Consider the following 24,468-nt stretch of genomic DNA (forward strand, 5'->3'; position numbering starts at 1 on the left):
GATGATTCACTCCTCGCGAATCGCCAAGGGGCACAAACAGTGACCATCGTTGGCGCCGTTTGAATCGCCTTGCGAGCATTGCCCTGCCGGTCTAAACCCGGTCGCACCCCGGCGCTGGACCTCGGAATAGCGCCAAATATTCAAGATTTCGCCGTAATTACAGAGACTTAACTCAATGCTGTCGCGCGTCATCGGGCTATTTTCGGCGGACATGGGCATCGACCTCGGCACAGCGAATACGCTGGTCTACGTGAAGGGTCGGGGCATCGTTCTCAACGAACCGTCCGTCGTGGCCCTCACCACGCAGAGCGGCAAGCGTCAGGTCCTCGCGGTCGGCGAAGAAGCCAAGATGATGCTGGGTCGTACCCCGGGCAACATCCAGGCGATCCGCCCGCTGCGCGACGGCGTCATCGCCGACTTCGAAGTCGCCGAGGCGATGATCAAGCACTTCATCTCGAAGGTGCACAATCGTCGCAGCTTCGCCCATCCGCAGATCGTGGTCTGCGTGCCCTCCGGCTCCACCGCCGTCGAGCGCCGCGCCATTCAGGAATCGGCCGAGAGCGCCGGCGCCCGCAAGGTCTGGCTGATCGAGGAGCCGATGGCGGCGGCGATCGGCGCCGGCCTGCCGGTGACCGAGCCGACCGGATCGATGGTCGTCGACATCGGCGGCGGCACCACCGAGGTGGCCGTGCTGTCGCTGGGCGGCATCGTCTATCCGCGCTCCGTGCGCGTCGGCGGCGACAAGATGGACGAGGCGATCATCGCCTACATCCGCCGCAACCATAACCTGCTGGTCGGCGAAAGCTCGGCCGAGCGCATCAAGAAGACCATTGCCTCCGCTTGCCCGCCGGACGACGGCGAGGGCCGCACGATGGAGATCAAGGGCCGCGACCTGATGAACGGCGTGCCGAAGGAACTGGTGATCACCGAGCGGCAGATCGCCGAGAGCCTTCAGGAGCCGGTCAGCGCCATCGTCGAGGCGGTGAAGGTTGCGCTGGAGAACACCGCGCCGGAACTGGCGGCGGATATCGTCGACAAGGGCATCGTGCTGACGGGCGGCGGCGCGTTGCTGGCCAACATGGACACCGTGCTGCGCCAGGCCACCGGCCTGCCGGTCTCGGTGGCCGAGGATCCGCTGCTCTGCGTGGCGCTTGGCACGGGCCATGCTGTCGAGAACATCGTGCGACTGCGCGGCGTCCTTTCTTCGATGTACTAACAGGCCGCGCCGCCGCCCTCTTGGGTTAGAATGGGCAGGAAATGGCGATTCGGGACGACTTCGAGGTAGTCGCGGGCCAGGTGCGCACGGTCGTGCAGCGCTTTGCCCTCGGCCTGCTCGTGATCGTCGCCTTCGGTGTCATGCTGGTCGGCAAGGCCGACACCGTGCTGGTCGAGCATGCCCGCGTGCTGGCGCTCGACGTGGTCAGCCCCGTCCTGGAGGCCATCGCCCGGCCCGTCGCCTACGCCAACCGCGCCATCGCCGATCTTCGTGAATTCGCCTCGCTGCGCGACGAGAACGCCCGCCTGCGCGAGGAGAATGCCCGGCTGCTCGCCTGGCAGACCGCCGCCCGCCGCCTCGAGAACGAGAACGAGGGCCTGCGCGGCCTCGCCAAGTTCCGCGAGGGGCCAGAAGCCTCCTTCATCACCGCCCGCCTCGTGGGCGACAGCGTCAGCGCCTACATGCGCGGCGCGCTGCTCAATGTCGGCCGCAAGGTCGGCGTCGCGCCGGGCCAGGCCGTGGTCACCGGCGAGGGCCTGGCGGGCCGCATCGCCGAAGTCGGCGACAACAGCTCGCGTGTCCTCTTCGTGACCGACGTCAATTCGCGCCTGCCGGTGCTGATCGAGCGCACGCGCGAGCGCGCCATCCTGGCGGGCGACAATTCGCCCCGGCTGCGTCTTGCCCTGCTGCAGGGCGTCGCGGGCGTGCAGGTCGGCGATCGCATCGTGACCTCGGGCCATGGCGGCAGTTTCCCGGTCGGCATCCCGGTCGGCGAGGTGGTCGAGGCCGGCGAGGGCAGCGTGCGTGTGCGGCCCTTCACCGATTTTTCGCGGCTCGAGTTCGTGAGGGTCGTCGACTACGGCGTCACCGGCCTGGTCGGAACCGGCGCTCCGACGGCGCCGCCCGCGCCTCCGGGCGGCACCGCCGTGCGGTCCCGCTGACATGGGCCCGCTGACATGAGGGTCGACGGCACCCTGGCACTTCTCGATCGCATCGGCAGGGCAGCCTTGCCCGGCACGGTGCTGCTGTTCTTCGTGCTGCTGACGCTCGCGCCGCTGCGCGCGCCTTATCTCTCGGACACGCTGCCGCTCCTGCCGGTGCTGGTGGTCTTCCAGTTCAGCCTGGCGACGCCCGAGCGGCTGCCGGGCTGGCTGCTGCTGGCCATGGGCATCCTGCTCGACCTGCTGCTGGGCGGGCCGGGGGCGCCGGTCGGGGTGAGTGCGCTTGGCTTCGTGCTGGTCCGCGCCGCCGTCATGGCCAACCGCCGCTATCTCGTGGGCGTACCCTTCCTGTTCCAGTGGATCGGCTTCTGCATCCTGTGCTGGGGCTTCGTGGCACTGGTCTGGGCCTTCACGACCCTGTGGACCTGGGCGCCCATCGATCCGGTGCCCGCGATGTTGCAGTATATCGTGGTGATCGTGATCTACCCGCTGCTCGGACCGCTGCTCGCGCGCGTGCGCGCCCGCGATCCGCTGAACATCCCCGAGCTGGGACGTGGCGGCGTGCGTCCGAGCGAGACCACGCCATGAAGCATTTCCGCAAAGGCGACGGCGAGCGCAGCGGGCTTTTCACACGCCGCGCCCTGGTGCTGGGTGGCGCGCAGGCGGTGCTGATGACGGCGCTGGCCGGCCGCCTCTACCAGCTCCAGGTCGTCGAGACTGACCGCTTCGCCACGATGGCGGAAGAGAACCGCATCAACATGCGGCTGCTGGCCCCGTCGCGCGGCCAGATCTTCGATCGCGGCGGCGTGCCGCTGGCGGTCAACCGCAACAACTTCCGCGCCATGGCGACCTCGGATCGCGGCCGCGGCGCCGACATACTGGTCGAGCGGCTCGACCAGATCTTCAGCCTCGGCGAGGCCGAGAAGACCCGCCTTTTGCGCGAGCTGCGCCGCAGCCGCAACGCGCAGCCCATCGTGGTGCGCGAGAATCTCGGCTGGGAAGAGGTGGCGCGGCTGGAGTTCAACGCGCCCGACCTGCCGGGCGTCTTCATCGATCTCGGCCAGTCGCGCGACTATCCCGAAGGCGAGCTGATGAGCCACCTCGTGGGCTACACCGGCCGCGTCGCCGACGAGGATCTCGCCGGCCGCGACGATCCGGTGCTGCAGCTCGCGACCATGCGGTTCGGCAAGAAGGGCGTCGAGCGCTCGCTGGAAGACGATCTGCGCGGTCGCGCCGGCGCCGTCCAGGTCGAGGTCAATGCCGTGGGTCGTGTCGTGCGCGAGCTCGACCGCACCGAAGGCCAGCCTGGCGCCAATGCGCTGCTGACCATCGACCTCGACATCCAGCGCTTCGCCGCGGAGAAGATGAAGGAGCACCAGAGCGGCTCCGTCGTCGTGCTCGACGTCGTCACCGGCGACGTGATCGCCATGGTCTCGACGCCAGGCTTCGATCCCTCGACCTTCGCACGCGGCATCACCCAGACCGAATGGCGCGACCTGCTCGACAATCCCGAGCGGCCCTTGCACAACAAGGCGATCGCCGGCGTCTATCCGCCGGGCTCGACCTACAAGATGGTGACGGCGCTGGCCGCGCTCGAGTCCAAGGCGATCGATCCGTGGACCCGCCTGCCGTGCCCCGGTTTCCTCGAGCTCGGCAGCATCAAGTTCCATTGCTGGCTGAAGGGTGGCCACGGCTCGGCCAATGTCAGCGAAGCCATCGCCATGTCGTGCGACTGCTTCTTCTACGAAGCCGCGCGCCGCGCCGGCATCGATCGCATGAGCGACATGGCGCAGCGGCTGGGCTTCGGCAAGGTGAGCGACCTCGGCCTGCCGGGCGAATCCGCCGCCAACCAGCCGAGCCGCGCCTGGAAACAGGAGAAGATCGGCAAGGCCTGGCAGCACGGCGACACGTTCAACCTCGGCATCGGCCAGGGCTACATGACCGCGACGCCGCTGCAGCTCGCCATCATGACGGCGCGCATCGCCAACGGCGGCTACGAGGTCCAGCCCAACCTGCTGCTGGCCAAGGCGACGCCGCGCGAGGAGCTGGTGCCGCCGCCGCCGCGCAACAAGCCGACCGTGCCGTCGCTGCGGCTCAACCCGCAGCATCTCGCGATCGTGCGCCAGGGCATGTCGGACGTGGTCAACAGCGCCCAGGGCACCGCCAATTCGCTGCGCGTGAAGCAGCCCGAGTTCACCTATGCCGGCAAGACCGGCACCGCGCAGGTCAAGCGCATCACCGAGCGCGAGCGCGACATGGGTATCACCCAGGCCTCGCTGCCGTGGCACCTGCGCCATCACGCGCTGTTCGTCTGCTACGGCCCGGTCGACAATCCGCGCTATGCCTGCGCGGTCATCGTCGAGCACGGCCAGGCCGGCGGCGCCACCGCGGGCCCGATCGGACGCGACGTGCTGGTCGAGACCATGAAGCGCGATCCGTCGCGCCGCACCGACCGCTTCAAGAAGATGGCGTCGCGATGAGCCTCGCCCCCATGAGCCTGGCGCCGGCGGGTGGCAGCATGGCACTCGATGCACCGGCGCCGGTCGGCTTTGCCGAGCGGATCTGGCGCATCAACTGGGGCCTCGTGCTGGTGCTGACGGCGATCGCCGGCGTGGGCGTCCTGGCGCTCTATTCGGCGGCCGGCGGCCGCTTCGAGCCCTGGGCCGCGCGCCATGCAGTGCGCTACGGCTCGGCGCTCATCCTCATGCTGGTGGTGGCGCTGGTCCATCCCAAGGTCTGGCTGGCGCTCGCCTGGCCGATCTACATCGTGTCGCTGCTGCTGCTGGTGGCGGTCGACGTCATCGGCAAGATCGGCATGGGCGCCCAGCGCTGGCTGGTGATCGGCCCGATGCAGATCCAGCCCTCGGAGATCGCCAAAGTCGCGGTGATCCTGGTGCTCGCGCGCTATTATCACGGCCTGCGCCGCGAGCAGGCCTCGCAGTTCCTCTACACGCTGCCGCCGCTGATCATGATCCTGGCGGTGGTCGGCCTCGTCATGGTCCAGCCCGACCTCGGCACCGCGATGATGGTGCTGATGGGCGGCGGGGCGCTGCTGTTCGTGGCCGGCGTGCGGATCTGGATGTTCCTGGCGGCCGGCGTCAGTGCCGTGGCCTGCCTGCCGATCGCCTGGTCGCTGATGCACGACTACCAGAAGAAGCGGGTGCTCACCTTCCTCGACCCAGATCGCGACCCGCTGGGCGCCGGTTACCACATCACCCAGTCGAAGATCGCCATCGGCTCGGGTGGCATGTTCGGCAAGGGCTTCCTGAAGGGCACGCAGTCGTCGCTGAACTTCCTGCCCGAGAAGCAGACCGACTTCATCTTCACGACCTTCGTCGAGGAATGGGGCATGGCCGGCGCCTTCGTGCTGCTGGCCCTGTTCTCGCTGGTCGTGATGTGGGGCTTCTCCATCGCCTTCCGCAGCCAGCACCATTTCGGCCGCCTGCTGGCGCTCGGCGTCACGGCGATGCTGTTCCTCTACGTGTTCATCAACACCGCAATGGTGATGGGCATGCTGCCCGTGGTGGGCGTTCCGCTGCCGCTGGTCAGCAACGGCGGCACCGCGCTGCTGTCGGTCATGTTCGCCTGCGGCCTGCTGATCGGGGTCAACGTCTACCGCGATGCGCAACTGCCCCGGACCCGGTAAGCGGGCCTGCAAAATTTCCTTCAAAAGGGACTATCGACAAGCCGGAACAGCCTTGGTATAGCCGCCGCCTTCCGGGCAATGACCCCTGATCGGGGGGCGCATAGCTCAGTTGGTAGAGCAGCTGACTCTTAATCAGCTTGTCCCAGGTTCGAGCCCTGGTGCGCCCACCATTCCCGGAACATAAGGCCCCGCTTGCGCGGGGCTTTTTGTTGTCCGGGCCCCGAGGCAAAGTTCCATCGGAAAAGATACTCGGGGCATGCGATGCGAGATTTCCTCTTCAGGCCCGCCCACGAAACAGCGGACGCCGTCCGCCGGCGCGCCGTCTCGCCGGTCGAGACGGTCGATGCCGCGCTGGCGGCCCTGGAAGCGACCGAGTCGCGGCTTCACGCCTTCTCGACCGCCGCACAGGAGCAGGCGCGGGCCGACGCACGGGCGCTCGGACGGGCCCTGGCACGCGGAGAGACCGCAGGGCCGCTCGCGGGCGTTCCCGTCGCGGTCAAGGACCTCGTCCTGACCAAGGGGCTGCGCACGACCTTCGGGTCGCGCCTCTACGCCGACTTCGTTCCCGAACAGGACGATGTCTGCGTCGAACGGCTGAAGGCCGCCGGCGCCATCGTCATCGGCAAGACCAATGCGGCTGAGTTCGGCTACAGCGCCACCGGTCACAATCCGCTGTTTCCCACGACGCGCAATCCCTGGAACCTCGACCTGACGCCGGGCGGATCGAGCGCCGGTTCGGCTGCCGCCGTCGCCGCCGGTGTCTGTCCACTGGCGGTCGGCAGCGATGGCGGCGGCTCTGTGCGCCTGCCGGCGGCTTTCACCGGCCTGTTCGGCATGAAGGCCTCGATGGGCCGGGTGCCGGTCTGGCCGGGCTGCCGCGATCCCGACCTGCCGGGCGTCTCGGGTTGGGAATCGATCGAGCATATCGGCCCGCTGGCGCGTTCCGTCGCCGATGCTGCCCTGATGCTGAAGGTCATGGTCGGGCCCGACGTACGCGACCGCTGGTCGTTACCCGACGACGGCCTCGACTGGTGCGAGGCGGCGCGGCCTGTCGATCGGCTCGCTCTCAGGGTCGCCTATTGCCCGCACTGGGAAGACGTCCCGGTCGATCCGGTGGTGCGCTCCCTGGCCGATGCTGCCGCCGCTGTGTTCGAGCGCCTCGGTTGCTCGGTCGAAACGGTGGATGCGCCCGTCAAAGGCCTCGTGGCGGCGCGGCGTGCGCTCATCACCCTGGAGACCGACGTCACGGGATTGCGCCGGCTGGCGGCCGGTCGCGAGGCCGAGCTTTCGACGCCGGTGCGCGGTCTCATCTCCAGCGAGTGGCGATGGGAGCAGTTCACCGACGCGCTGACCGAGCGCAAGCGCGTCGTCGAGGCGATGCGGCGCTTCATGGAACGCTACGACCTGCTGCTGACGCCGACAGCGCCTCTCTTGCCCTTCGCGATCGATCAGCACGGACCGGGCACGATCGACGGCCGGTCGGTCGAGGACGATTGCTGGATGCCGGCCATGTTCCCTTTCAACATGACGGGCCAGCCCGCCGCCAGCGTGCCGGCGGGCTGGTCGGCCAGCGGCTTGCCGGTCGGGCTGCAGATCGTCGGGCGGCATCTTGCCGACGCGATGGTCTTGCGGGCGGCTGCCGCCTACGAGCAGGCCCGTCCGTGGGCCGATCGTCGTCCGCCCGGCTTCGGCTGAGGCGACCCGACCGCAGCTTCGTCAGAACAGCGGCAGCGGCTGCGAAGCAGCCTGCCGCGCTTGCGCCGGCGCAACGCCAAGGCTGCGCAGGATCGCCGCCGTCACCTGCGTTGCGTGCCCCTTGCGGGCGGTGCCGAGCGCGATGTTGCGCATGCCTTCCATGGTGGCGCCGATCACCAGGTCGAGTGCCGCCGCCTCGCTGTCGACGGTGAACTCGCCCGACTTCACGCCCTTGCGCAGCTCCGTTGCCACGAACCCTGTGATGGTCTTGCGAAAGGGCGGATCGATCGACGCGACATCGAGGATCAGCAGCGCCCAGCTCGGGCTGCTTTCGGCGAGACCGAGGTAGCGCCGGCAGCCGGCGGCCATCTGCTCGGTGGCCGACTTCAACTGCGCGCGGCCCGGCGCGCTGCGGGCGCGGATCGTCTCGGCGATCTCGACGGCGACGGCGCTCACGATCTCGGCCTTGCTGCGGAAGTGATTGTAGACCGTGCCGACGGTGACGTCGGCGGCGGCGGCGATCTCGGGCAGGGCAGTGGCCGCGACGCCGCGCGCCGAGAACACCTTGATCGCCGCCGCGATCAACTGCCGCCGCGTGCGCTCGCGTTTGGGAACCCGCGTTCCGGTCGGAGCGGGCCGCAAAATGTCAGGAAGACGCTCCATTTTCTTCATAATTATTGCACTTGTTGTTCAATTTTGAATGGTACATACAATTTTGGGGAGAGGCTTCAGTACCAGGTAATTGTTATGACACAGCGTAAGCAACAGATGCCGGATCCCGCGCGGCGTGCCTTTCTCGTCGGGGCCTCGGGTGCGGCAGCCGCCTCGCTTCTCGGACCGGCCTTTGCGGGAACCGCACGCGCCCAGACGCCGCCCGCTGGTCCCGCCGCGCCCACTGCCCCTGCCGTCGTTCGTGCCGCGGGCAGCCGGAAGGGTCCTCTCAACATCCTGTTTGTCTTCACCGACCAGGAGCGCTTTCATGCGCAGTGGCCCCGGGGCCTGTCCTTGCCCGGCCATGAGCACCTGCAGAAGCGGGGCGTGACGTTCACCAATCACCAGTGTCCGGCGACGATGTGTACCTCGTCGCGCTCGGTGATGCTGACAGGGCTGCAGACTCCCGACAACGGCATGTTCGAGAATCTCGACGTGCCGTGGATGCAGGACCTGCCGCTCGAGCATCCGACCTTCGGCCACATGCTGCGCAAGGCCGGCTACCACACCGCCTACAAGGGCAAGTGGCATCTCAGCAAGGCGACCAACACGCGCGAGATCGGCACGTTCATGACGGCCGAGATGGAGCGCTACGGCTTTGCCGATAATTTCTCCCCGGGCGACCTGATCGGCCACACCTTGGGCGGCTACAGCTTCGACCACATCACCGCCGGCAGCGCCATCAACTGGCTGCGCACGTCGGGACGGCCTCTGTCGGATGAGGGTAAGCCGTGGTGCATGACGGTGAGCTTCGTCAATCCGCACGACGTCATGTACTTCAACACCGACGCGCCGGGCGAGAGCGTGCAGGATAGCGGAAAGCTGCGCATGCATGCCGCCCGCGCGCCCGAGCATGCGCTCTATCGGAAGGAATGGGACGTCCCGGTGCCGGCGACCTTGCGCCAGCCGTTCGACGCGCCCGGCCGGCCGCAGGCGCATCGCGAGTTCGACCGTGTCTGGGATTACATCCTGGGCGACGTGCCGCTCGAGGACGTGCGCTGGAAGCGCTTCAACGACTACTACATCAACTGCATCCGCAACGTTGACCACTCGATGGAGGCGCTGTTCGCCGAGCTCGAGGCGCTGGGCCTGGCCGACAACACGATCATCGTGTTCACCGCCGATCACGGCGAGATGGCCGGCGCCCACGGCCTTCGCGGCAAGGGACCCTTCGCCTACCGCGAGACCAATCACCTGCCGCTGCACATCGTCCATCCCGACGTGAAGGGCGGGCAGGAGTGCCAGGCCCTGTCGAGCCATATCGATCTCGTGCCGACCTTCCTGTCGATGGCCGGCGTGAAGCCCGACCAGGCGGCCGAATTTGCCGGGCGTGAGCTTCCGGGCCGCGACCTGTCGGCGGCGCTGGCGAATCCGGGCCGCCAGCCGCTCGACGCGGTGCGGCCGGCGACGCTGTTCACCTATAGCGGCCTGGCCAGCAACGACGCCGCCGTCTTCGACTTCGCGGCCAGGGCGGTGATGGCGGGCAAGGATCCGAAGGAGGAGGCCAAGCGCCAGGGGTTCAAGCCCAACCTCCAGAAGCGCGGTCACGTCCGGTCCGCCTTCGACGGTCGCTACCGCTTCACGCGCTATTTCTCGCCGCTCGACCACCACAGCCCGAAGACGCTCGACGAGCTGTTCAAGTGGAACGACGTGGAGCTGTTCGACCTGTCGAAAGATCCGACGGAGATGAACAACCTGGCGCTCGACCGCACAGCCAATGCAGCCGCGCTGACCGCCATGAACGGCAAGCTCGAAGCGATCATCAAGGTCGAGATCGGCAAGGATGACGGCCGAGAGCTGCCGAACATCGCGGGCATCGATTGGGGTGTCGACAAGATCGATCTCTAGAGATCGACGGTCGGCACAAGGAAAGCCCCGTCCGGGAAGGCGGGGCTTTTTCTTTGCGGCGATGATTTTCCACCGGGCGGGCTTGCTACAACGGAGAGGCTTCCGGAGTTCGCCCCATGCGTGTCGTCTGCCTTCTCCTCGCTCTCGTGCTTACAAGCCTCGGCGCGCGCGCCCAGACGGCGGAGCCCGCCTTCTTCGCCTTCGTGCTGCTGGGCGAGGGCAGCGACGGCCTGCCCGTGCCGATGGTGCGCAGCGTCGCCGAACGCACGATGGCTTGTCCGGTGCTGCGCTCCTCGGCGGGCGGCGCCTCCACGACGATGACGCCGCGCCGCCGGCCGGCGGGCGGACAGTTCGATGCCGTGACGGTGTGCGAGGCGCGCTACCCGGTGGGTGTGGCGGCCAGCGTCTTTTTGGGTGACCGGCGGATCGATCTGCCGAACGTGTCGCTGGGCACGCCGCGCCGCGTCGTGCTGATCGGCGACAGCGGTTGCCGCGGCGAGGCGCTGGACAAGCCGCAATATTGCGGCGGCGACGGCTTCGCCAAGGTCTGGCCGTTCGGCGTGCTGTCGGATGAAGAAGCCGAGAAGCGGCCCGACCTTATCGTGCATGTCGGCGACTACAATTATCGTGGCACCGAACGCGGCCTGACCTTGCCGACGCGCCTCACCGGCTATGCCGCGCCGCTCAAGGTCAATGTCTACGACACCGGCGATCTCGACGACGAGGACGAGCCCAGCATGCCGATCGGCGCGGCCTACTGGAGCCAGAACATCCCGGGCAGCCCGAACCCGGACAAATGGACCAATTGGCGCGACGATTTCTTCGCGCCCGCCGCCAAGTTGCTGGTCGCCGCACCCTGGCTGATGAGCCGCGGCAATCACGAGCTTTGCAGCCGCGGCGGCCCCGGCTGGTTCTACCTGCTCGATGCCGGCTCGACCCTGCTGGGACCTGGCCACAAGCAGGCCGAGTGCCCGCCGCAGCTTCCCGCGGACTGGCGGCCCGGCGCCTGGCCCAAGCCGCCGGCGATGCCCTTCGCGGGCCTGCCGTTTCCGATCCACACCAACCCGCCGTTTCGCCTGAAGCTCGGGAAGCTGAACATCATCGCCGTCGATTCCGCGAACGCGGCCGACGCCGTGCTGTTCAATCTCGACACCTACCTCACGCAGTATCGCGACGTGGCGCGGATGCTGGCCGACGATTCGACGCCGACCTGGATCGTGACCCACCGGCCGGTCTGGGCGGTGGTCCGGCGCGACAAGGGCGGGCCGATCGGCCTCACGTCTTATGGCTTCATCAACGAGACCCAGCGCGAGGCCATCAACCGCGTGTTCCGCGACGGGTTTCCGCGGCACGTCACGGCCGTCATCGCGGGCCACATGCACCGCTTCCAGGCGATCGGCTTCGACGGGCCGCATCCGCCGCATCTGGCGATCGGCACCGGCGGCATGGAGCTGTCGCACGTGCAGCCGCCGCCCTCGCCGGAAAACCCGAAGGCGCCGGTGCGCGTCGACGGGCTCGACAGGAGCGCGGCCTACATCGTGGGCTTGCGCGACTTCGCAGCGATGATCGTGCGCCCCGTGGAGGATGGGACCTGGACCAGCCTGCTCTATGGCACCGAGGGCGAGACCCTGGCGATCTGCGATTCGCGCTGGCCGGGCCGCGGCAACCGGCGATCGGTCTGCGAACTCAGGTGAACGTCAGGGGCAGTCGAAGCCGACCCAGGTGTAACCGGTCGCGACGCCATTCCTGACCGTCCATTCGGCGATGCAGCCTTCGACGATGCCGAACGGCGTGTTCGCGAGCGGCCGCGTGGTGCCGCCGGAATATTGATAGCCCAGGAGGGCGTTCGGCACGGCGTAGTTCTTGTCGCGGCGCCATTGCATCAGGCGGACGCCCTCGGCCTGCTCGACGGTGGCGTCCGGTGCGCGGCCCATGCCGGCGACCAGGGCCGCTTCGCTGCTGCCGACCAGGGGCTTCAGCCTGTCGTTGGCGGCCTGCTGCGGGCTCGAACAGGCCCCGAGCGCCATGGGGAGCATCAGAGCGAGGGAGAAGGCTGCAATCCTGGGATTCATGATGGGAGTCCTCATGCGCGGCCGGCGGCGACCTCTCGCTGATAGAAGAGCAGGTCGAGTTCGGGCGCAACCTTGCCCAGACTGGTCAGGATCATATGTGCGTGACCGCGATGATGGGTCTGGTGGTTGAACCAGTGGTCCAGCGCCGGCATCAGCTCCTGCACGAATTCGTCGGGCGTCGAGACGCGGCGATAGCGTATGACGCCGGCGAGGCGCGCCTCGTCGAGACCGTCGATCCAGCCGACGATGCGGCGGTCTTCCGCTTCGCGGGCGGCGCGCAGATTGGCGAAATCCTCGTGCAGGATCGCGTCGAGCCGTTCCGGTGCGTCGCCTTCGCCGGTGAAGCGTTTCATCCAGATGCGATCCGTCGCCAGCAGATGATTGAGCGTGCCGTGCATCGATTTGAAGAAAGCGCCGCGATCGGCGCGATACTCCGCATCGCTAAGTGTCGCGGCCGCGTCGTAGAGCCGGCGATTGGCCCAGGCATTGTAGCCCGCGAAGGTGACATAATGCTTCTTCATGCCTCCATCCTGCACCGCGCCCTTGCGGTTTCAAGATTGATTGGCTCTTTCAACCTGTCGTGCCCACGCGAGCCGGGAGTATCCAGATGACGAGACGAATCGGCATCCTCACCAGCGGCGGCGATTGCGCCGGCCTCAACGCCACGATCCGCGCCGTCGCGTTGCGCGCGCATCACGGCCATGGCTGGACGACCGTCGGCCTGCGCTACGGCACGCTCGGCCTGCTCGAACGCCCCGTAGAGGCCGTGCAACTCGATCCCGATCGCCTCAGTGCGGCACTGGCGCGCCAGGGCGGCACGTTCCTCGGCAGCACCAATCGCGGCGATCCCTTCGCCTTCCCGATGCCCGACGGCAGCCGCAAGGATCGCTCCGGCGAGATGGTCGAGGGGCTGCAACAGCTCGGCCTCGACGGGCTGATCGGCGTCGGCGGCGACGGCAGCCTTGCCATCCTGCGCAAGCTGCTTGCGCCCTCGAACATTCCCTTCATCGGCATTCCCAAGACCATCGACAACGATGTCGGCCACACCGAGCGCGCCGTCGGCTATTCGACCGCCGTCGCCATCGCGACGGAGGCGCTCGACCGGCTGCAGCCGACCGGCACCAGTCACGAGCGCACGATGGTGCTCGAGGTGATGGGCCGCGACGCCGGCCACATCGCCATTGCGGCAGCGATCGCCGGCGGCGCCGATGTCGTGCTGATCCCCGAGGTGCGCTGGAAGCTGGAGCATGTCGTCGAGCACATCGCGGGCCTGCGCGCCGTGGGACGGACCTCGGCGCTGGTCGTGGTAGCCGAAGCCGCCGGCCAGTCGGACGAGGCCGCGGATCCTTCGGCCGACGCGCCTGATCACGGCGTCGGCGAGTGGCTGGCCAAACGGCTCGCGAAGGCCACCGGCGCGGAGGCGCGCGCCACGGTGCTGGGTCATGTCCAGCGCGGCGCCATGCCGACGGCGGAGGACCGGCTGCTTGCCTCGGCGCTGGGCGTGCGTGCCGTCGACCTGCTGGCCGAGGGTAAGGGTGACCGCATGGTGGCGTGGTGGAACCGGCAGGTGATCGACGTCGAGCTTTCGCGGGTCGTCGGCAAGTCCCGCACGGTCGATCCCGACGGCACGCTGATCCGCACGGCGCGGGCGCTGGGCATCTGTCTGGGGGATGCGGCTTAACCGGACCGCGGGCCTCCAGGCCCGCATTCATGAGCGGGCTCGAGCGGGGTAACCCCCGCGCTGTGGAGGCCCGCGGTCCTAGAGAAGATCGCTGCGCGACAGCCAGAACACCTCGCCTTCGCTCAGCTCGGTGTCGAGCCAGAGGAAGGGTAGCTTCGGGTACGCCGCTTCGAGCGGTTCGCGGCCGCGGCCGATCTCGCAGACGAGGCCGCCGCTCTTGGTGAGATGTTTTGGCGCCTCGGCCAAGATGCGGTGGACCAGGTCGAGCCCGTCGTCGCCCGCCGCCAGCGCCATCCGCGGCTCGTGCCGGAACTCGGGTGGCAGCTTGGCCATGCCGCCGGCATCGACGTAAGGCGGATTGCTGATGATCAGGTCGTAGCGCTGGCCCTGCAGCGGCTTGAAGAGGTCGCCGCGATGCACCGCGATGCGGTCGCCCAGCCGATGCGTCGCCACGTTGCGCCGCGCCAGCGCCAACGCACCGGCCGACAAGTCGATGGCATCGACCTTGGCGCGCGGGAAGGCGAGCGCCGCCAGGATCGCGAGGCAGCCCGAGCCGCAGCACAGGTCGAGGATTCGGCGCGGTTTGGCGGTGGGCAGCGCGCCGCCCACCAAAAGATCGCCGATGAAGGAGCGCGGGATCAGCGCCCGCCGGTCGATGTGGAAGCGCACGCCCTGCATGTAGGCCGCTTCCAGCAGGTACGGCGCCGGCATGCGCAGGGCCACGCGAGCCTCGATCAGGGTGATCAGGCGGGCCTTCTCAGCCGGCGTCGGTACAAGGTCGAGCCACGGGTCGATCCGGTTGATCGGCAGCCGCAGCGCCTCGAGGACCATGAAGGCCGCCTCGTCGACGGCATTGGTCGTGCCGTGGCCGTAGGCCAGCCTCGCGGCGCGAAAGCGCGCGACGGCGAAGTGGAAGAAATCACCCAGGGTGACGAGAGAGGGTTTGGTCGGTCGCGCCATGCGGGCCTACATTACCGGATATGAATCGCCGCGCGCTTCTTTTCGCGGGTCTTGCCGTCGCAGTGGCCGCTGCCGCGCCGGCACGGGCCATTCCGGCCGAGATCAAGGTGATCCTGATCGGCGGTCCCGACTGTCCGCCCTGCGTGCGCTGGAAGCGCGAATATCTCAATGCCTGGATCGCCTCGCCCGAGTTTCGGCAGGTCATCTGGGAAGAGGTCGAGGCTGCGCGCTTCCGCGAGGTCTATCAGGAGCAATACTGGCCGGGTGACCTGGCGCCCATCCTGCGGCAGATCCCGCGCAAAAGTGGCGCGCCGCGCTTCCTGATCGTGCAGGCCGGCCGCATCGTCTCGAACAATCTCGGCGTCAGCCGGTGGGCCGACACGCTCGAAGACCTTCGCAAACTTCTGGGATAGCAAACATGGCAGGCGCTCTCGACGGTCTGGTCGTCCTCGACCTGACGACGCATCTCTCCGGTCCCTTCTGCGGCATGCAGCTCGCCGACATGGGCGCCGACGTCATCAAGATCGAAAGCCCGCAGGGAGATTCCATGCGCGGCGCGCCGCCGTTCCTCGAAGGCGAGTCGGCGCCCTTCATGCTGTGGAACCGCAACAAGCGCGGCCTGAAGCTCGACCTCAAGAACGAGGACGACCTGAAGGTCTTCTGGGAGCTGGTCGACGGCGCCGACGTGGTGCTGGAGAACTTCCGGCCCGGCGTGATGAAGCGGCTGGGGCTGGGTTGGGAGGCGCTGCACGCGCGCAACAAGCGGCTGGTGCTGGGTTCGGTTTCGGGCTTCGGCCAGACCGGCCCCTATGCCAAGCGCGGCGGATTCGACCTGGTGATCCAGGCGATGTCGGGCCTGATGTCGGTGACGGGGCCGAAGGACGGCCCGCCGTACCGCATCCCGCTTGCGATCTCCGATGTCGGCGCCGGCCTCTACCTCACCATCGGCGTGCTGAGCGCGCTGCAGGCACGGCACAAGACGGGCGAGGGCCAGTGGGTCGAGACCTCGCTGCTCGAGGCCACCGTGTCGCTCGGCGTCTACGAGGCAGCCAACTATTTCGCAACCGGCGTGCGGCCGGAGAAGCTGGGGCAGGGCCATCGCGGTTCCTCGCCCTACCAGGTCTTCCAGACCGCCGACGGCTGGATCACCATCGGCGCGGCCCAGCAGAATTTCTTCAAGAAGACCTGCGAGCTGATCGGCAAGCCGGAGCTGGTCGACGATCCGCGCTTCAAGGCCAACGCGCTGCGGGTGAAGAACAATGCCGCGATCGTCGAGATCCTGCAGGCGGAGCTGATCAAGAAGAGCAACGAGGAGTGGCTGACGGAATTCGAGGCTGCGGGCATCCCGGCCGGGCCGGTGCTGCACCATGACGAGGTCTTCGCCGACCCGCAGATCCTGGCGCGCGGCATGGTGGCCGAGGTCGAGCACGCCAAGGCCGGCAAGCAGAAGACGCTGGGCGTGCCGCTCAAGCTCTCCGCGACCCCCGGCGGCGTCCGCCGGCCGGCGCCGACGCTCGGCCAGCACGATGCCGAGATCCGCGGCAGGAAGCGCCGCTAGGAGCCCGGCGTCAGCTCGCCGGCGCCTTGCTCATGTCCATCCACACGAACTCGAGAACGTGGCCGTCGGGATCTTCCACGCAGCGATTGTAGAGGAAGCCCATGTCGATCGGTTCGCGCATGTCGGCCCTTCCGCCGGCTTCTGTGCCGGCGTTCACGATCGCATCCACCTCTTCGCGGCTATCGCGCGTAAGAGCGACCAGGACCTCCGTGACCGCCTTTGCATCGGCGACGTCCTTCGGCGTGAAGGTCTTGAAGTAGTCCTGCGGCAGAAGCTGGAACGTGATCGCCTCGGACCAGGCCATCATGGCGGCCTCGTCGCTGCTGAACGCCTCGTTCTTCTCGCAACCCAGCGCGCGGTAGAATTGCTCGGCAGCGGCCAGGTCGCGCACCGGCAGGTTCACAAAGATCATCTTCGCCATCTTGAAATTCCTTCTGTACCGACGAGGGCCTGCAGGCGCTTGCCTCGACGCCACGGCCGCTCCCTTTGCTGGGACGAAACATACGGCTAGAATGAAATGTGAGTAGTAACAGGGATGAAATGCCGGATTTCGCGCCACAGCGGCTCGATTGGAACGACCTTCGCCTCGTCCTCGCGGTAGCGCGATCGGGTTCGTTCGCGGGCGCGGCCGTGCATCTCAAGGTGAGCACGCCGACGGTCTTCCGGCATGCCAAGGCCATGGAAAGGCGCTTGGGCACACTGGTCTTCCGGCGCGACAACACCGGCGTGTCGCTCACCCCGGCCGGACGGGAGGTCACGGCGCTCGCTGCGAGGATCGAGGAAGAGATCGGCGCGCTCGAAGCCAGGGTGGGCAACGAGGATTCCGAAGCCGCCGGGTCGATCCGCCTTGCCACCGTCGACACGCTCGTCGCCGGGCCGCTGATGCCGATCATTGCCCGGTTCCGGCAAGCCCACCCCGAGATCCGGCTCGATCTGCGTACGGGCATCGGCATGGCGGATCTGCGTCAGCGCGAGGTCGATGCGGCGCTTCGCGCCGGCGGCGAGCCACCGGAGGCCCTGGTCGGACGGAAACTGTGCAGGATCGCCGTGGCCGTCTATGGCGCGCCGGCAATTGCCGCTGCCGGTACGAAGGCGTTCGGGCGTCACCCCTGGGTGGCTCCGGACGAGGAACTCGGTCACCTGGCGTCCGTGCAGTGGCTCAAGAGTCGCGGGTACTGGCCGCGTGCGGCTCTCTACGCAAGCAGCTTGCACACCTTGACCTTGGCCGTCGCGAGCGGAATGGGCTTCGGCGTCCTGCCTTGCTACCTCGCCGACGGCGATCCTCGCCTCGTGCGCATGGGAGCACCGATCGACGAACTGTCGAGCACCTTGTGGTTCCTCACGCACAGCGAGTTGCGCCACACGGCCCGAATGCGGGCACTCTCGATGTTCCTGGCGCGGGAGTTCAAGCTCCTGCGGCCGTTGTTCCAGGGCGAAGGCTAGATGGTCCAGTTGCCGAGACGGCGCGACCCCCACATCAACTCTGAGGATCGCGCCGTGGATCAGGCCGGGCTTACCAGCGCGAGCGGCGCTGGTACTTGTCGGGGACGCCGTCGCCGTTCTTGTCGCGGTCGTAGCGGTCGGGGATGCCGTCCCGGTCGCTGTCCTTCATCGGCCGGTAGTGCGTCCGCTGCGGCGGCGGGGGCGCCTGCACCGGGACGTAGCGCGTCTGGGTCACCACCTGGGGCGGCGGCGCGTAGTAGGTCGGCGCCGGCCGGTAATAGGCCGGCTGGCTGACATAGTTGTTCGAGTAGCCGCTGGAATAACCGTAGTTCGAAGACCCGTAGCCGGGGTTGTAGCCGTAGGTCGTCGGATAGCCTGACTGTTCCACACACCCCGCCGTCACCATCACCAAGCTCGCGGCGGCGAGCCAACTGACGCAGCGCATCTGTTCCCTCCACGAGGAAGCCCGCTATCGAGCGGGACGTTCCCATGAGAAGACATTCGCGAGCGACGGTGGCGTGGTGTTGTCGCAATCTGGATTTGTTGAGGGCGTCTGTGATCGACTGGTGACCGGAGGTTGAGAGCGGCGTCCGCGTTCGCCCGCCTCTCCGAAGAGAACCCGGAAACGAAACCGGCTCCCGAACGAATTCGGGAGCCGGTCGATCACGCTTCGAGGTCGGGATGGCTAGCGCTGGAAGGCGTCGGGAACACCGTCGCCGTTGGCGTCGCGGTCGCGCCGGTTGGGAATGCCGTCGCGGTCGTAATCGCCATTCGGGCCGCGCCGGCCCTGATTGTTGTTGTAGTAGTAGCCGCTATTGTAGGCCGGACGGCTGTTGTAATAGCCGTTGTTGTAGTTGTTGTTCTGGGCGTAGTAGCCGGTGCTGTAGACTGGCCGGGTGTTGTAGCCGTTGTTGTAGGCATACGAGTTGTCGTAGCCGGTCTGGGTGCAGGCTGCGGTCGCGGCCAGAAGGCCCGCCGCCATCACGAACTTCAGCTTGTTCATCGCTACCTCCGTTTGGGGTCGAACCTTGTCTCGCGACAGGAACATCCCTCTAGAACGAGGTACGTCGCCCCTGGTGGCATTGCCCGGGCGAAAAGATGAAGTTGTGTAAAGCCCGTCCGCCCGGCAACCGCGAAGGGATGCCGGGCGTTGGGTGCCGTTTTGCCTAGAGCGCGCCGGGCGCCGGGCCGCGCGCCACCTTGGCGTTGAGCTTCGGCGGATGGGTGACGATCGACTTCAGCGCCGGCACCGGCTTGCGCAGCTTGGCGATGTTGGGCAGCGGGCGGGCCAAAACAGGATTGGTCTTGAACGCTTGCTCCATCGCATGGGCGGCGCCCAGCACCTCGCCGTCGCCGCGGAAGCGGCCGATGACCTGCAGGCCGAACGGCATCTTCTTGTCGTCGAGGCCACAGGGCAGCGACACGGCGGGGTTGGAGGTCAGGGTGACGAAGTACTTCGTCGCCATCCAGTGGTAGTAGGTGCCGAGCTTCTTGCCGTCCATCTCCTCGATGTAGAGCTGCTTCCAGGGGAAGGGCGAGAAGCCCACCGTGGGTCCGATCACCAGGTCGTAGTCCTTGTAGATCTCCTGGAAGGCCCGGAAGATCCGGGTCTGCTCGCCATGCGCCCAGGCGAAGTCGGCCAGCGACAGCTTCGCGCCGAGTTCATAGTTGGCGATGATGTTCGGGCCCAGCATATCGCGCTTGGTGTTGTAGGCGTCGTGGTAGCGCGACAGGAAGCTGACCGCGCGGATCACGTCGAAGCAGCGGTCGGCGCCGCCGTAATCCACGTCCACCTTGTCGAGGCTGCGGAACATCGGCTTCATCGCCTTGATCTTCTCGCGGAAGGTCTGGCGGATCGACTTCTCGACCGGCGCGCCGCCGAAATCCTCGGTGTAGGCAACGCGCAGACTGCCGAGATCGACCGGCCACGGGTCGGCATAGGCTTCCGGCTCGACCGGGAAGGACAGCGGATCGCTGTCGTGCTGGCCGATCTGGCTGGCGAACAGCAGGCAGACGTCGGCGACGTTGCGGCCCATCGGGCCCAGCACCGAGATCGGCGTCCAGCCCATGGCGCGGCGCTCGACCGCGACCATGCCGGGCGAGGGGCGGAAGCCCACGACGCCGCAGAAGGCCGCCGGGTTGCGCAGGCTGCCGCCGGTGTCCGAACCGGTGCAGACCGGCAGCATGTCGGTGGCGAGCGCTGCCGCCGAACCGCCCGACGAACCGCCGGCGTTCAGCATCGGGTTGAACGGATTGCCCGTCGCGCCCCAGACCGGGTTGCGGCTGTTCGAGCCCGCGCCAAACTCCGGCACGTTGGTCTTGCCGACCACGACGGCGCCGGCGGCGCGCACGCGGCCCACCATGACGTTGTCGTAACCCGGCACGTAGTCGCGGTAGAGCGGCGAGCCGTAGGTGGTGAGCAGGTCCTTGGTCTCTTCCAGGTCCTTGATGCCGGCCGGCAGGCCGTGCAGCAGCGGCAGGTCGTCACCGCGGCGCACCGCGGCCTCGGCGGCCTTGGCTTCCTTGCGCGCGCGGTCGACGCACATCGCGGTCACGGCGTTGACGGCGGGGTTCACCTCCTCGATGCGCTCGAGGCAGGCGTCGAGCAGCTCGACCGGCGAGATTTCCTTGGTGCCGATGCGGCGGCGCAGCTCGACCGACGACAGGGTGACGAGTTCTTCTTTGGACATTTCTTCCTCTTGTTGAGTCTTGATTACGGCCGGTGCAGTTCGACGGGCGTGCGGGTGACGGTGCGGCGGCCCCGCTTGTAGGCGGCCAGCACGGGCGCAATGGTGCGCAGCGCCATGACGGCATCGGGCGCATCCAGCACGACCAGGTCGGCCGGACCGCCGACGGCGATGCCGTAATCGTCCTTGCGCATCAGCTTGGCGGCCGAGGACGTCGTCATGTCCCACAGCGCCTTCACCTCGTCGTCGTTGGCGCGCTGGGTGACGATGGCGTGCATGTTGACCTGGCGCAGGAGCTGGCCGTCGCCGAACGGCGTGAATGGATTGAGGATGTTGTTGGAGGCGACCGAGCAGGTGACGCCGCGCTCGGTGAGGAAGTTCAGGTCGAGGACGTTGCGCGGCACGTTGTGGTCGGTGTGGCGGCCGCCGAGATAGAGGTCGGTCGCGGTCAGCACGGTCGCGGCGACGCCGGCATCGGCCATGCGCCGTGCGACCTTGTCGAGGTCCTTGAACGGCATGGTCGCGAGCTTGCCGACATGGCCGACGGCGACCCTGCCGCCCCATTTGTATTTCTCGGCGAGGTCGCAGACCAGCAGGGTGTCGAGATGCTCGGCGGTCGGGCCGCTGTCGACATGCATGTCGATGTCGGCATCGAACTCGCGCGCCAGTTCGAAGACGCGATGGATCTGGGCGGAACTGTCGCTGTCGTAGCTCGGCGCCGCGCCGACGACCCGCGCGCCGTTCCTGAGCGCCTCGACCATCAGCTCGTCGGTGCCGGGATTATTGGTCAGGCCTTCCTGCGGCATGACGCAGAGCTCGATGTCGATCGCCCACTTGTACTTGTCGACCAGCGCCTTCACGCCCTCGAAGCCGCGCATGCCGATCTTGGGATCGACTTCGCAATGGGGGCGCATGCGGGTGGCGCCATGGCTGATGCACTTCTCGATGGTGGCCGAGGCGCGCTCGAACACGTCCTCGACCGTCATCGTGTGCTTGACCGCCGACACGCGCTCCATCGCGAGGTGCGGCATGCGCTTGGTGTTGTGCTCGCAGCGGCCGAGGATGCAGGCCTTGTCGAGATGGATGTGGGTTTCGACGAAGCCCGAGCAGACCAGGCGTCCGCCGCCCTTGAACTCTTCCTTCGCGCTGCCGCCCAGCTTGGGGGCGATGGCTGCGATGCGGCCCTGCGTTACGCCGATATCGGTGGTCGGTTGATCGGGCGTGCTGTCGGCGAGCCGCACATCGCGCAGGACAAGGTCGAAATCCATCATCACTCCAGTCGCCGGCGGCGGCCGGCACGCATGTTGCACCATGCCGCCGGTCAATAACAGCCCGACGGCCCCGGAGGCTCAGCAAGAACCATGCTCTCTCGACGTCATCTTCTGCTTGCCGGCACTGCCGCCGCCGTTTCTCCGAGCATGGCCGCGGGCCAGACCGCAACCGGGTCCGCCGCCTGGCCGACCAAGCCCATCCGCTGGATCGTCAACTTCCCGCCCGCGGGCGCGGCCGACATCATGTCGCGTGCCCTCGCCGAATATTTCGGCACCAAGCTCGGCCAGCCGATCGTCGTCGAGAACAAGCCCGGCGCCGGCGGCATGCTGGGCGCCGACATCGTCGCCAAGGCGCGGGGCGATGCACACATCGTGATGATATCGAGCGCGGCCTCGCACGGAATCGGACCCGTCCTCTACAAGGACGTGCCCTACGATCCGCTGGCCGACTTCACCCATATCCATCTGGTCGGCACCTTTCCGACCGTGCTGGCGGTCAACGGCACCTCGCCGATCGGCTCGACGAAGGAGCTGATCGAGATGGCCCGCGCCAAGCCGGGCGAGGTCACCTACGGCTCGGGCGGCAACGGCACGATGAACCATCTGGTCGGTCAGCTTCTGGCGCTCTCGACCAAGACCCAGCTCACGCACATTCCCTATCGCGGCTCGGCGCCGGCGATGAACGACCTGATGGGCGGCCAGATCACCGCGCTGATGGAAAGCCTGCCGACGGCGACCGGCTACTTCACCTCCAAGCGCATGAAGCCGCTGGCGGTCAGCGAGGACGAGCGCGCGCCGACCCTGCCGGACGTGCCGACCTTCCGCGAGGCGGGATTCCCCGAAGTCGTGGCGACCAACTGGTTCGGCTTCTCCACGCCGGCCGGAATCCCTCCCGAGATCGCCAAGCGATGGGAGGTGGAAATCGCCGCGGCGTTGCAAAGCGCCGAAATCAAGGAACGCTTCGACAAGCTCGGCATCCGGCCCGGCACCGTGGGATCGGCCGGATATACCGCGCTGATCGCCAAGGAACTGCCGCGCTGGCGCGAGGTGATCGTCGCGGGAAATATCCGCGCAGACTGATTGCCTGAGGCACCGCTTCCGGCACAATGCGCGCCGGAGGAAATCAAGATGGTGCATCCGCTTCGCGACAAGGCGGCAGTGAGTGGCATTGGCGAGACCGCGTATACGCGCGGCACGTCCAAGAGCGGCCTCGCGCTGCAACTCGAGGCCAGCCTCAAGGCGCTCGACGACGCCGGCATAGATCCGCGCGACGTCGACGGCGTCATTCCGTACTTTCCGGGTGGCGCCATCGCCGAGGACTTCATCGCCAATCTCGGCCTGAAGGATCTCACGCTTTCGGCCTTCATCCCGATGGGCGGCGCCACCTGCGTGGCCGCCATCCAGATGGCGGCGATGGCGGTGACGACCGGCGTCTGCAAGCACGTGCTGATTTCGGTCGGCCGCACGGGTTACTCCGGCCAACGCGTCTCGACGCGCCTGCAGCAGTTTCCGGTGTTTGCGCAGGCGGCCGAGTTCGAGGCGCCGATCGGCATGTTTGCGCCGGCCCAGCTCTACGCCCAGGGCGCGCGCCGCCACATGGAACTCTATGGCACGACCTCGCGGCAACTCGCCGAGGTCGCCGTCGTCACGCGCCAGCACGCGATCCTCAACGGCAATGTCGTGATGAACAAGCCGCTGACCGTCGAGGACCATCACGCGTCGCGCATGATCTCCGATCCGTTCCGGCTGTTCGACTGCAGCCTGGAGAGCGACGGCGGGGCGGCGGTGGTCATCAGCGCCACCGATCGCGCGAAGGATCTCAAGAAGCCGCTGGTCACCATCGCCGGCACCGCCGAGGGCCATCCCGACTCGCCGGCCTCGATCGCGCAGCGACCCGACCTGCTGGAGTTCGGCCTGGTGAAATCCGCGCCGCGCGCCTTCGCGATGGCGGGCGTGGGACCGAAGGACATGGACCTCGCGCAGATCTACGACTGCTTCACCTTCACGGTGATCCGTCAGCTCGAGATCCTGGGCTTCTGCAAGACCGGCGAAGGTGGCCCGTTCGTGATGGACGGCCGCATCGCGTTGGGCGGCGAACTGCCGATCAATACGCACGGTGGCCTGTTGAGCCAGGGCCATGTGGTCGGCCTCAACCATGTGATCGAACTGACGCGCCAGCTTCGCCGCGAGGCAGGCAAGGCGCAGGTGAAGGATGCCGAGCTTGGCCTCGTCACCGGCTACGGCGACATGGGCGATGGGTCCATCGCAATCCTGAGGAGGGCGGCATGAGCCAGGCTCCGATACCGGCCGCTCCGCCGGCCCCTGAACGTCCGCTGCCGACGCCGACGCGCGAGAGTCAGCCCTTCTGGGACGGCATGCGCGAGGGCCGCTTCCTGCTCCAGCATTGCTCGTCCTGCGGCAAGGTCCGGCACTATCCGCGGCCGGTCTGTTCGCATTGCTTCTCGATGGAAAGCGAGTTCAAGGAGGCGCCGCTGGGCGGCAGCCTTCATGCCTGGACGGTGTGCCACCATCCGTTCAACTTCTTCTTCAAGGCCTCGACGCCCTACATCGTGGCGCTGGTCGACATGGATGCCGGCGTGAGGGTGAACGCGCAGTTGCACGGCGTTTCCGAAGCCGATCTCAAGATCGGCAAGCGCGTGAAGCTGGGTTTCGAGCCGGTCAACAAAGAGGTGACGCTGCCTGTGTTCGTCGCCGAATAGAGAAAACAAAGTCAGTCCT

The 24,468-nt window shown here is 67.5% G+C and carries 24 protein-coding genes and 1 tRNA gene; 16 read left to right on the forward strand and 9 right to left on the reverse strand.

Going from position 1 to position 24,468, the window contains the following annotated elements; genetic code table 11:
• Positions 1–175 precede the first annotated feature (175 nt).
• From AC1RP5_RS06795 to AC1RP5_RS06825, 7 genes are all read left to right on the forward strand, one after another.
• Positions 176–1,216 (forward strand): rod shape-determining protein, encoded by a 1,041-nt coding sequence (locus AC1RP5_RS06795; protein WP_068189726.1) that lies wholly within the window; start codon positions 176–178, stop codon positions 1,214–1,216.
• Between the two features lie 41 nt (positions 1,217–1,257).
• Complete coding sequence (gene mreC, locus AC1RP5_RS06800) at positions 1,258–2,157, forward strand: rod shape-determining protein MreC (RefSeq protein WP_493109858.1); 900 nt, start codon at positions 1,258–1,260, stop codon at positions 2,155–2,157.
• Between the two features lie 15 nt (positions 2,158–2,172).
• Entirely contained in the window at positions 2,173–2,745 is a 573-nt protein-coding gene (locus AC1RP5_RS06805) for a hypothetical protein (protein WP_493109859.1), read from the forward strand.
• The gene (mrdA, locus tag AC1RP5_RS06810) at positions 2,742–4,637 is read left to right on the forward strand and encodes a penicillin-binding protein 2 (protein ID WP_493109860.1); all 1,896 of its coding nucleotides are present in this window, start codon (positions 2,742–2,744) and stop codon (positions 4,635–4,637) included. Before AC1RP5_RS06805 ends, mrdA begins: the two co-directional genes overlap by 4 nt.
• Positions 4,634–5,803: a rod shape-determining protein RodA gene (gene rodA / locus AC1RP5_RS06815; RefSeq protein ID WP_493109861.1), complete on the forward strand. Its 1,170-nt coding sequence runs from the start codon at positions 4,634–4,636 to the stop codon at positions 5,801–5,803. Before mrdA ends, rodA begins: the two co-directional genes overlap by 4 nt.
• A gap of 94 nt (positions 5,804–5,897) precedes the next feature.
• Positions 5,898–5,973: transfer RNA gene (locus AC1RP5_RS06820), tRNA-Lys, on the forward strand.
• Between the two features lie 91 nt (positions 5,974–6,064).
• On the forward strand, positions 6,065–7,498 hold the full coding sequence (locus tag AC1RP5_RS06825) for an amidase (protein ID WP_493109862.1): 1,434 nt from the start codon (positions 6,065–6,067) through the stop codon (positions 7,496–7,498).
• A 21-nt stretch (positions 7,499–7,519) separates the two neighbouring features.
• Here AC1RP5_RS06825 and AC1RP5_RS06830 read toward each other — a convergent pair whose 3' ends face one another.
• The gene (locus AC1RP5_RS06830; protein ID WP_493109863.1) at positions 7,520–8,161 is read right to left on the reverse strand and encodes a TetR/AcrR family transcriptional regulator; all 642 of its coding nucleotides are present in this window, start codon (positions 8,159–8,161) and stop codon (positions 7,520–7,522) included.
• Between the two features lie 84 nt (positions 8,162–8,245).
• Between AC1RP5_RS06830 and AC1RP5_RS06835 the strand changes: the two genes are divergently transcribed.
• Together AC1RP5_RS06835 and AC1RP5_RS06840 are read left to right on the forward strand one after the other, a co-directional pair.
• The gene (locus AC1RP5_RS06835) at positions 8,246–10,057 is read left to right on the forward strand and encodes a sulfatase family protein (RefSeq protein ID WP_493109864.1); all 1,812 of its coding nucleotides are present in this window, start codon (positions 8,246–8,248) and stop codon (positions 10,055–10,057) included.
• 116 nt (positions 10,058–10,173) lie between these two features.
• Positions 10,174–11,751 (forward strand): metallophosphoesterase, encoded by a 1,578-nt coding sequence (locus AC1RP5_RS06840; RefSeq protein WP_493109865.1) that lies wholly within the window; start codon positions 10,174–10,176, stop codon positions 11,749–11,751.
• 3 nt (positions 11,752–11,754) lie between these two features.
• Here the strand turns inward: AC1RP5_RS06840 and AC1RP5_RS06845 are convergent, their stop codons facing one another.
• Together AC1RP5_RS06845 and AC1RP5_RS06850 are read right to left on the reverse strand one after the other, a co-directional pair.
• Positions 11,755–12,129 (reverse strand): hypothetical protein, encoded by a 375-nt coding sequence (locus AC1RP5_RS06845; protein ID WP_493109866.1) that lies wholly within the window; start codon positions 12,127–12,129, stop codon positions 11,755–11,757.
• A gap of 11 nt (positions 12,130–12,140) precedes the next feature.
• Positions 12,141–12,650: a DinB family protein gene (locus AC1RP5_RS06850; protein ID WP_493109867.1), complete on the reverse strand. Its 510-nt coding sequence runs from the start codon at positions 12,648–12,650 to the stop codon at positions 12,141–12,143.
• An 86-nt stretch (positions 12,651–12,736) separates the two neighbouring features.
• On the opposite strand from AC1RP5_RS06850, the gene AC1RP5_RS06855 reads away from it, so the two are divergent.
• A complete protein-coding gene (locus AC1RP5_RS06855; protein ID WP_493109868.1) occupies positions 12,737–13,810 on the forward strand; it encodes an ATP-dependent 6-phosphofructokinase in 1,074 nt (357 codons plus the stop codon).
• A gap of 78 nt (positions 13,811–13,888) precedes the next feature.
• Here the strand turns inward: AC1RP5_RS06855 and prmB are convergent, their stop codons facing one another.
• Positions 13,889–14,770 (reverse strand): 50S ribosomal protein L3 N(5)-glutamine methyltransferase, encoded by an 882-nt coding sequence (prmB, locus tag AC1RP5_RS06860; protein ID WP_493109869.1) that lies wholly within the window; start codon positions 14,768–14,770, stop codon positions 13,889–13,891.
• A gap of 20 nt (positions 14,771–14,790) precedes the next feature.
• Here prmB and AC1RP5_RS06865 point away from each other — a divergent pair, with 20 nt between their 5' ends.
• Positions 14,791–15,183 carry a hypothetical protein gene (locus AC1RP5_RS06865; RefSeq protein WP_493109870.1) on the forward strand — a complete coding sequence of 131 codons (393 nt, stop codon included), beginning with the start codon at positions 14,791–14,793 and terminating at the stop codon, positions 15,181–15,183.
• Positions 15,184–15,188: 5 nt separating this feature from the next.
• Positions 15,189–16,328 (forward strand): CaiB/BaiF CoA transferase family protein, encoded by a 1,140-nt coding sequence (locus AC1RP5_RS06870; protein WP_493109871.1) that lies wholly within the window; start codon positions 15,189–15,191, stop codon positions 16,326–16,328.
• 10 nt (positions 16,329–16,338) lie between these two features.
• On the opposite strand, the gene AC1RP5_RS06875 is transcribed toward AC1RP5_RS06870, so the two are convergent.
• A complete protein-coding gene (locus AC1RP5_RS06875; RefSeq protein WP_493109872.1) occupies positions 16,339–16,749 on the reverse strand; it encodes a VOC family protein in 411 nt (136 codons plus the stop codon).
• 119 nt (positions 16,750–16,868) lie between these two features.
• On the opposite strand from AC1RP5_RS06875, the gene AC1RP5_RS06880 reads away from it, so the two are divergent.
• Positions 16,869–17,771, forward strand: a complete 903-nt coding sequence (locus tag AC1RP5_RS06880) for a LysR family transcriptional regulator (RefSeq protein ID WP_493109873.1) — start codon at positions 16,869–16,871, stop codon at positions 17,769–17,771.
• 70 nt (positions 17,772–17,841) lie between these two features.
• Here the strand turns inward: AC1RP5_RS06880 and AC1RP5_RS06885 are convergent, their stop codons facing one another.
• The 4 genes from AC1RP5_RS06885 to AC1RP5_RS06900 form a co-directional block, all read right to left on the reverse strand.
• On the reverse strand, positions 17,842–18,216 hold the full coding sequence (locus tag AC1RP5_RS06885; protein WP_493109874.1) for a thrombospondin type 3 repeat-containing protein: 375 nt from the start codon (positions 18,214–18,216) through the stop codon (positions 17,842–17,844).
• Positions 18,217–18,456: 240 nt separating this feature from the next.
• Positions 18,457–18,774 carry a hypothetical protein gene (locus tag AC1RP5_RS06890; RefSeq protein ID WP_493109875.1) on the reverse strand — a complete coding sequence of 106 codons (318 nt, stop codon included), beginning with the start codon at positions 18,772–18,774 and terminating at the stop codon, positions 18,457–18,459.
• Positions 18,775–18,937: 163 nt separating this feature from the next.
• The gene (locus tag AC1RP5_RS06895) at positions 18,938–20,461 is read right to left on the reverse strand and encodes an amidase (protein ID WP_493109876.1); all 1,524 of its coding nucleotides are present in this window, start codon (positions 20,459–20,461) and stop codon (positions 18,938–18,940) included.
• Positions 20,462–20,484: 23 nt separating this feature from the next.
• Entirely contained in the window at positions 20,485–21,726 is a 1,242-nt protein-coding gene (locus AC1RP5_RS06900) for an amidohydrolase family protein (RefSeq protein WP_493109877.1), read from the reverse strand.
• A 93-nt stretch (positions 21,727–21,819) separates the two neighbouring features.
• On the opposite strand from AC1RP5_RS06900, the gene AC1RP5_RS06905 reads away from it, so the two are divergent.
• The 3 genes from AC1RP5_RS06905 to AC1RP5_RS06915 are packed head-to-tail and all read left to right on the forward strand — an operon-like array spanning position 21,820 to position 24,449.
• Entirely contained in the window at positions 21,820–22,809 is a 990-nt protein-coding gene (locus tag AC1RP5_RS06905; protein ID WP_493109878.1) for a Bug family tripartite tricarboxylate transporter substrate binding protein, read from the forward strand.
• A gap of 48 nt (positions 22,810–22,857) precedes the next feature.
• Complete coding sequence (locus AC1RP5_RS06910) at positions 22,858–24,018, forward strand: thiolase family protein (protein WP_493109879.1); 1,161 nt, start codon at positions 22,858–22,860, stop codon at positions 24,016–24,018.
• Positions 24,015–24,449, forward strand: coding sequence for a Zn-ribbon domain-containing OB-fold protein (locus AC1RP5_RS06915; protein WP_493109880.1), 435 nt, complete (start codon positions 24,015–24,017; stop codon positions 24,447–24,449). The genes AC1RP5_RS06910 and AC1RP5_RS06915 overlap by 4 nt, the downstream gene beginning before the upstream one ends.
• Positions 24,450–24,468: the final 19 nt, after the last annotated feature.

This window comes from Reyranella sp. GW821-FHT12G01 (genome assembly GCF_058806575.1).

Bases quoted from the DNA above. Each gene is read 5' to 3' on its own strand.
- AC1RP5_RS06795 (WP_068189726.1), top strand. From the start codon at position 176: ATGCTGTCGCGCGTCATCGGGCTATTTTCGGCGGACATGGGCATCGAC.
- mreC (WP_493109858.1), top strand. From the start codon at position 1,258: ATGGCGATTCGGGACGACTTCGAGGTAGTCGCGGGCCAGGTGCGCACG.
- AC1RP5_RS06805 (WP_493109859.1), top strand. From the start codon at position 2,173: ATGAGGGTCGACGGCACCCTGGCACTTCTCGATCGCATCGGCAGGGCA.
- mrdA (WP_493109860.1), top strand. From the start codon at position 2,742: ATGAAGCATTTCCGCAAAGGCGACGGCGAGCGCAGCGGGCTTTTCACA.
- rodA (WP_493109861.1), top strand. From the start codon at position 4,634: ATGAGCCTCGCCCCCATGAGCCTGGCGCCGGCGGGTGGCAGCATGGCA.
- AC1RP5_RS06825 (WP_493109862.1), top strand. From the start codon at position 6,065: ATGCGAGATTTCCTCTTCAGGCCCGCCCACGAAACAGCGGACGCCGTC.
- AC1RP5_RS06830 (WP_493109863.1), bottom strand. From the start codon at position 8,161: ATGGAGCGTCTTCCTGACATTTTGCGGCCCGCTCCGACCGGAACGCGG.
- AC1RP5_RS06835 (WP_493109864.1), top strand. From the start codon at position 8,246: ATGACACAGCGTAAGCAACAGATGCCGGATCCCGCGCGGCGTGCCTTT.
- AC1RP5_RS06840 (WP_493109865.1), top strand. From the start codon at position 10,174: ATGCGTGTCGTCTGCCTTCTCCTCGCTCTCGTGCTTACAAGCCTCGGC.
- AC1RP5_RS06845 (WP_493109866.1), bottom strand. From the start codon at position 12,129: ATGAATCCCAGGATTGCAGCCTTCTCCCTCGCTCTGATGCTCCCCATG.
- AC1RP5_RS06850 (WP_493109867.1), bottom strand. From the start codon at position 12,650: ATGAAGAAGCATTATGTCACCTTCGCGGGCTACAATGCCTGGGCCAAT.
- AC1RP5_RS06855 (WP_493109868.1), top strand. From the start codon at position 12,737: ATGACGAGACGAATCGGCATCCTCACCAGCGGCGGCGATTGCGCCGGC.
- prmB (WP_493109869.1), bottom strand. From the start codon at position 14,770: ATGGCGCGACCGACCAAACCCTCTCTCGTCACCCTGGGTGATTTCTTC.
- AC1RP5_RS06865 (WP_493109870.1), top strand. From the start codon at position 14,791: ATGAATCGCCGCGCGCTTCTTTTCGCGGGTCTTGCCGTCGCAGTGGCC.
- AC1RP5_RS06870 (WP_493109871.1), top strand. From the start codon at position 15,189: ATGGCAGGCGCTCTCGACGGTCTGGTCGTCCTCGACCTGACGACGCAT.
- AC1RP5_RS06875 (WP_493109872.1), bottom strand. From the start codon at position 16,749: ATGGCGAAGATGATCTTTGTGAACCTGCCGGTGCGCGACCTGGCCGCT.
- AC1RP5_RS06880 (WP_493109873.1), top strand. From the start codon at position 16,869: ATGCCGGATTTCGCGCCACAGCGGCTCGATTGGAACGACCTTCGCCTC.
- AC1RP5_RS06885 (WP_493109874.1), bottom strand. From the start codon at position 18,216: ATGCGCTGCGTCAGTTGGCTCGCCGCCGCGAGCTTGGTGATGGTGACG.
- AC1RP5_RS06890 (WP_493109875.1), bottom strand. From the start codon at position 18,774: ATGAACAAGCTGAAGTTCGTGATGGCGGCGGGCCTTCTGGCCGCGACC.
- AC1RP5_RS06895 (WP_493109876.1), bottom strand. From the start codon at position 20,461: ATGTCCAAAGAAGAACTCGTCACCCTGTCGTCGGTCGAGCTGCGCCGC.
- AC1RP5_RS06900 (WP_493109877.1), bottom strand. From the start codon at position 21,726: ATGGATTTCGACCTTGTCCTGCGCGATGTGCGGCTCGCCGACAGCACG.
- AC1RP5_RS06905 (WP_493109878.1), top strand. From the start codon at position 21,820: ATGCTCTCTCGACGTCATCTTCTGCTTGCCGGCACTGCCGCCGCCGTT.
- AC1RP5_RS06910 (WP_493109879.1), top strand. From the start codon at position 22,858: ATGGTGCATCCGCTTCGCGACAAGGCGGCAGTGAGTGGCATTGGCGAG.
- AC1RP5_RS06915 (WP_493109880.1), top strand. From the start codon at position 24,015: ATGAGCCAGGCTCCGATACCGGCCGCTCCGCCGGCCCCTGAACGTCCG.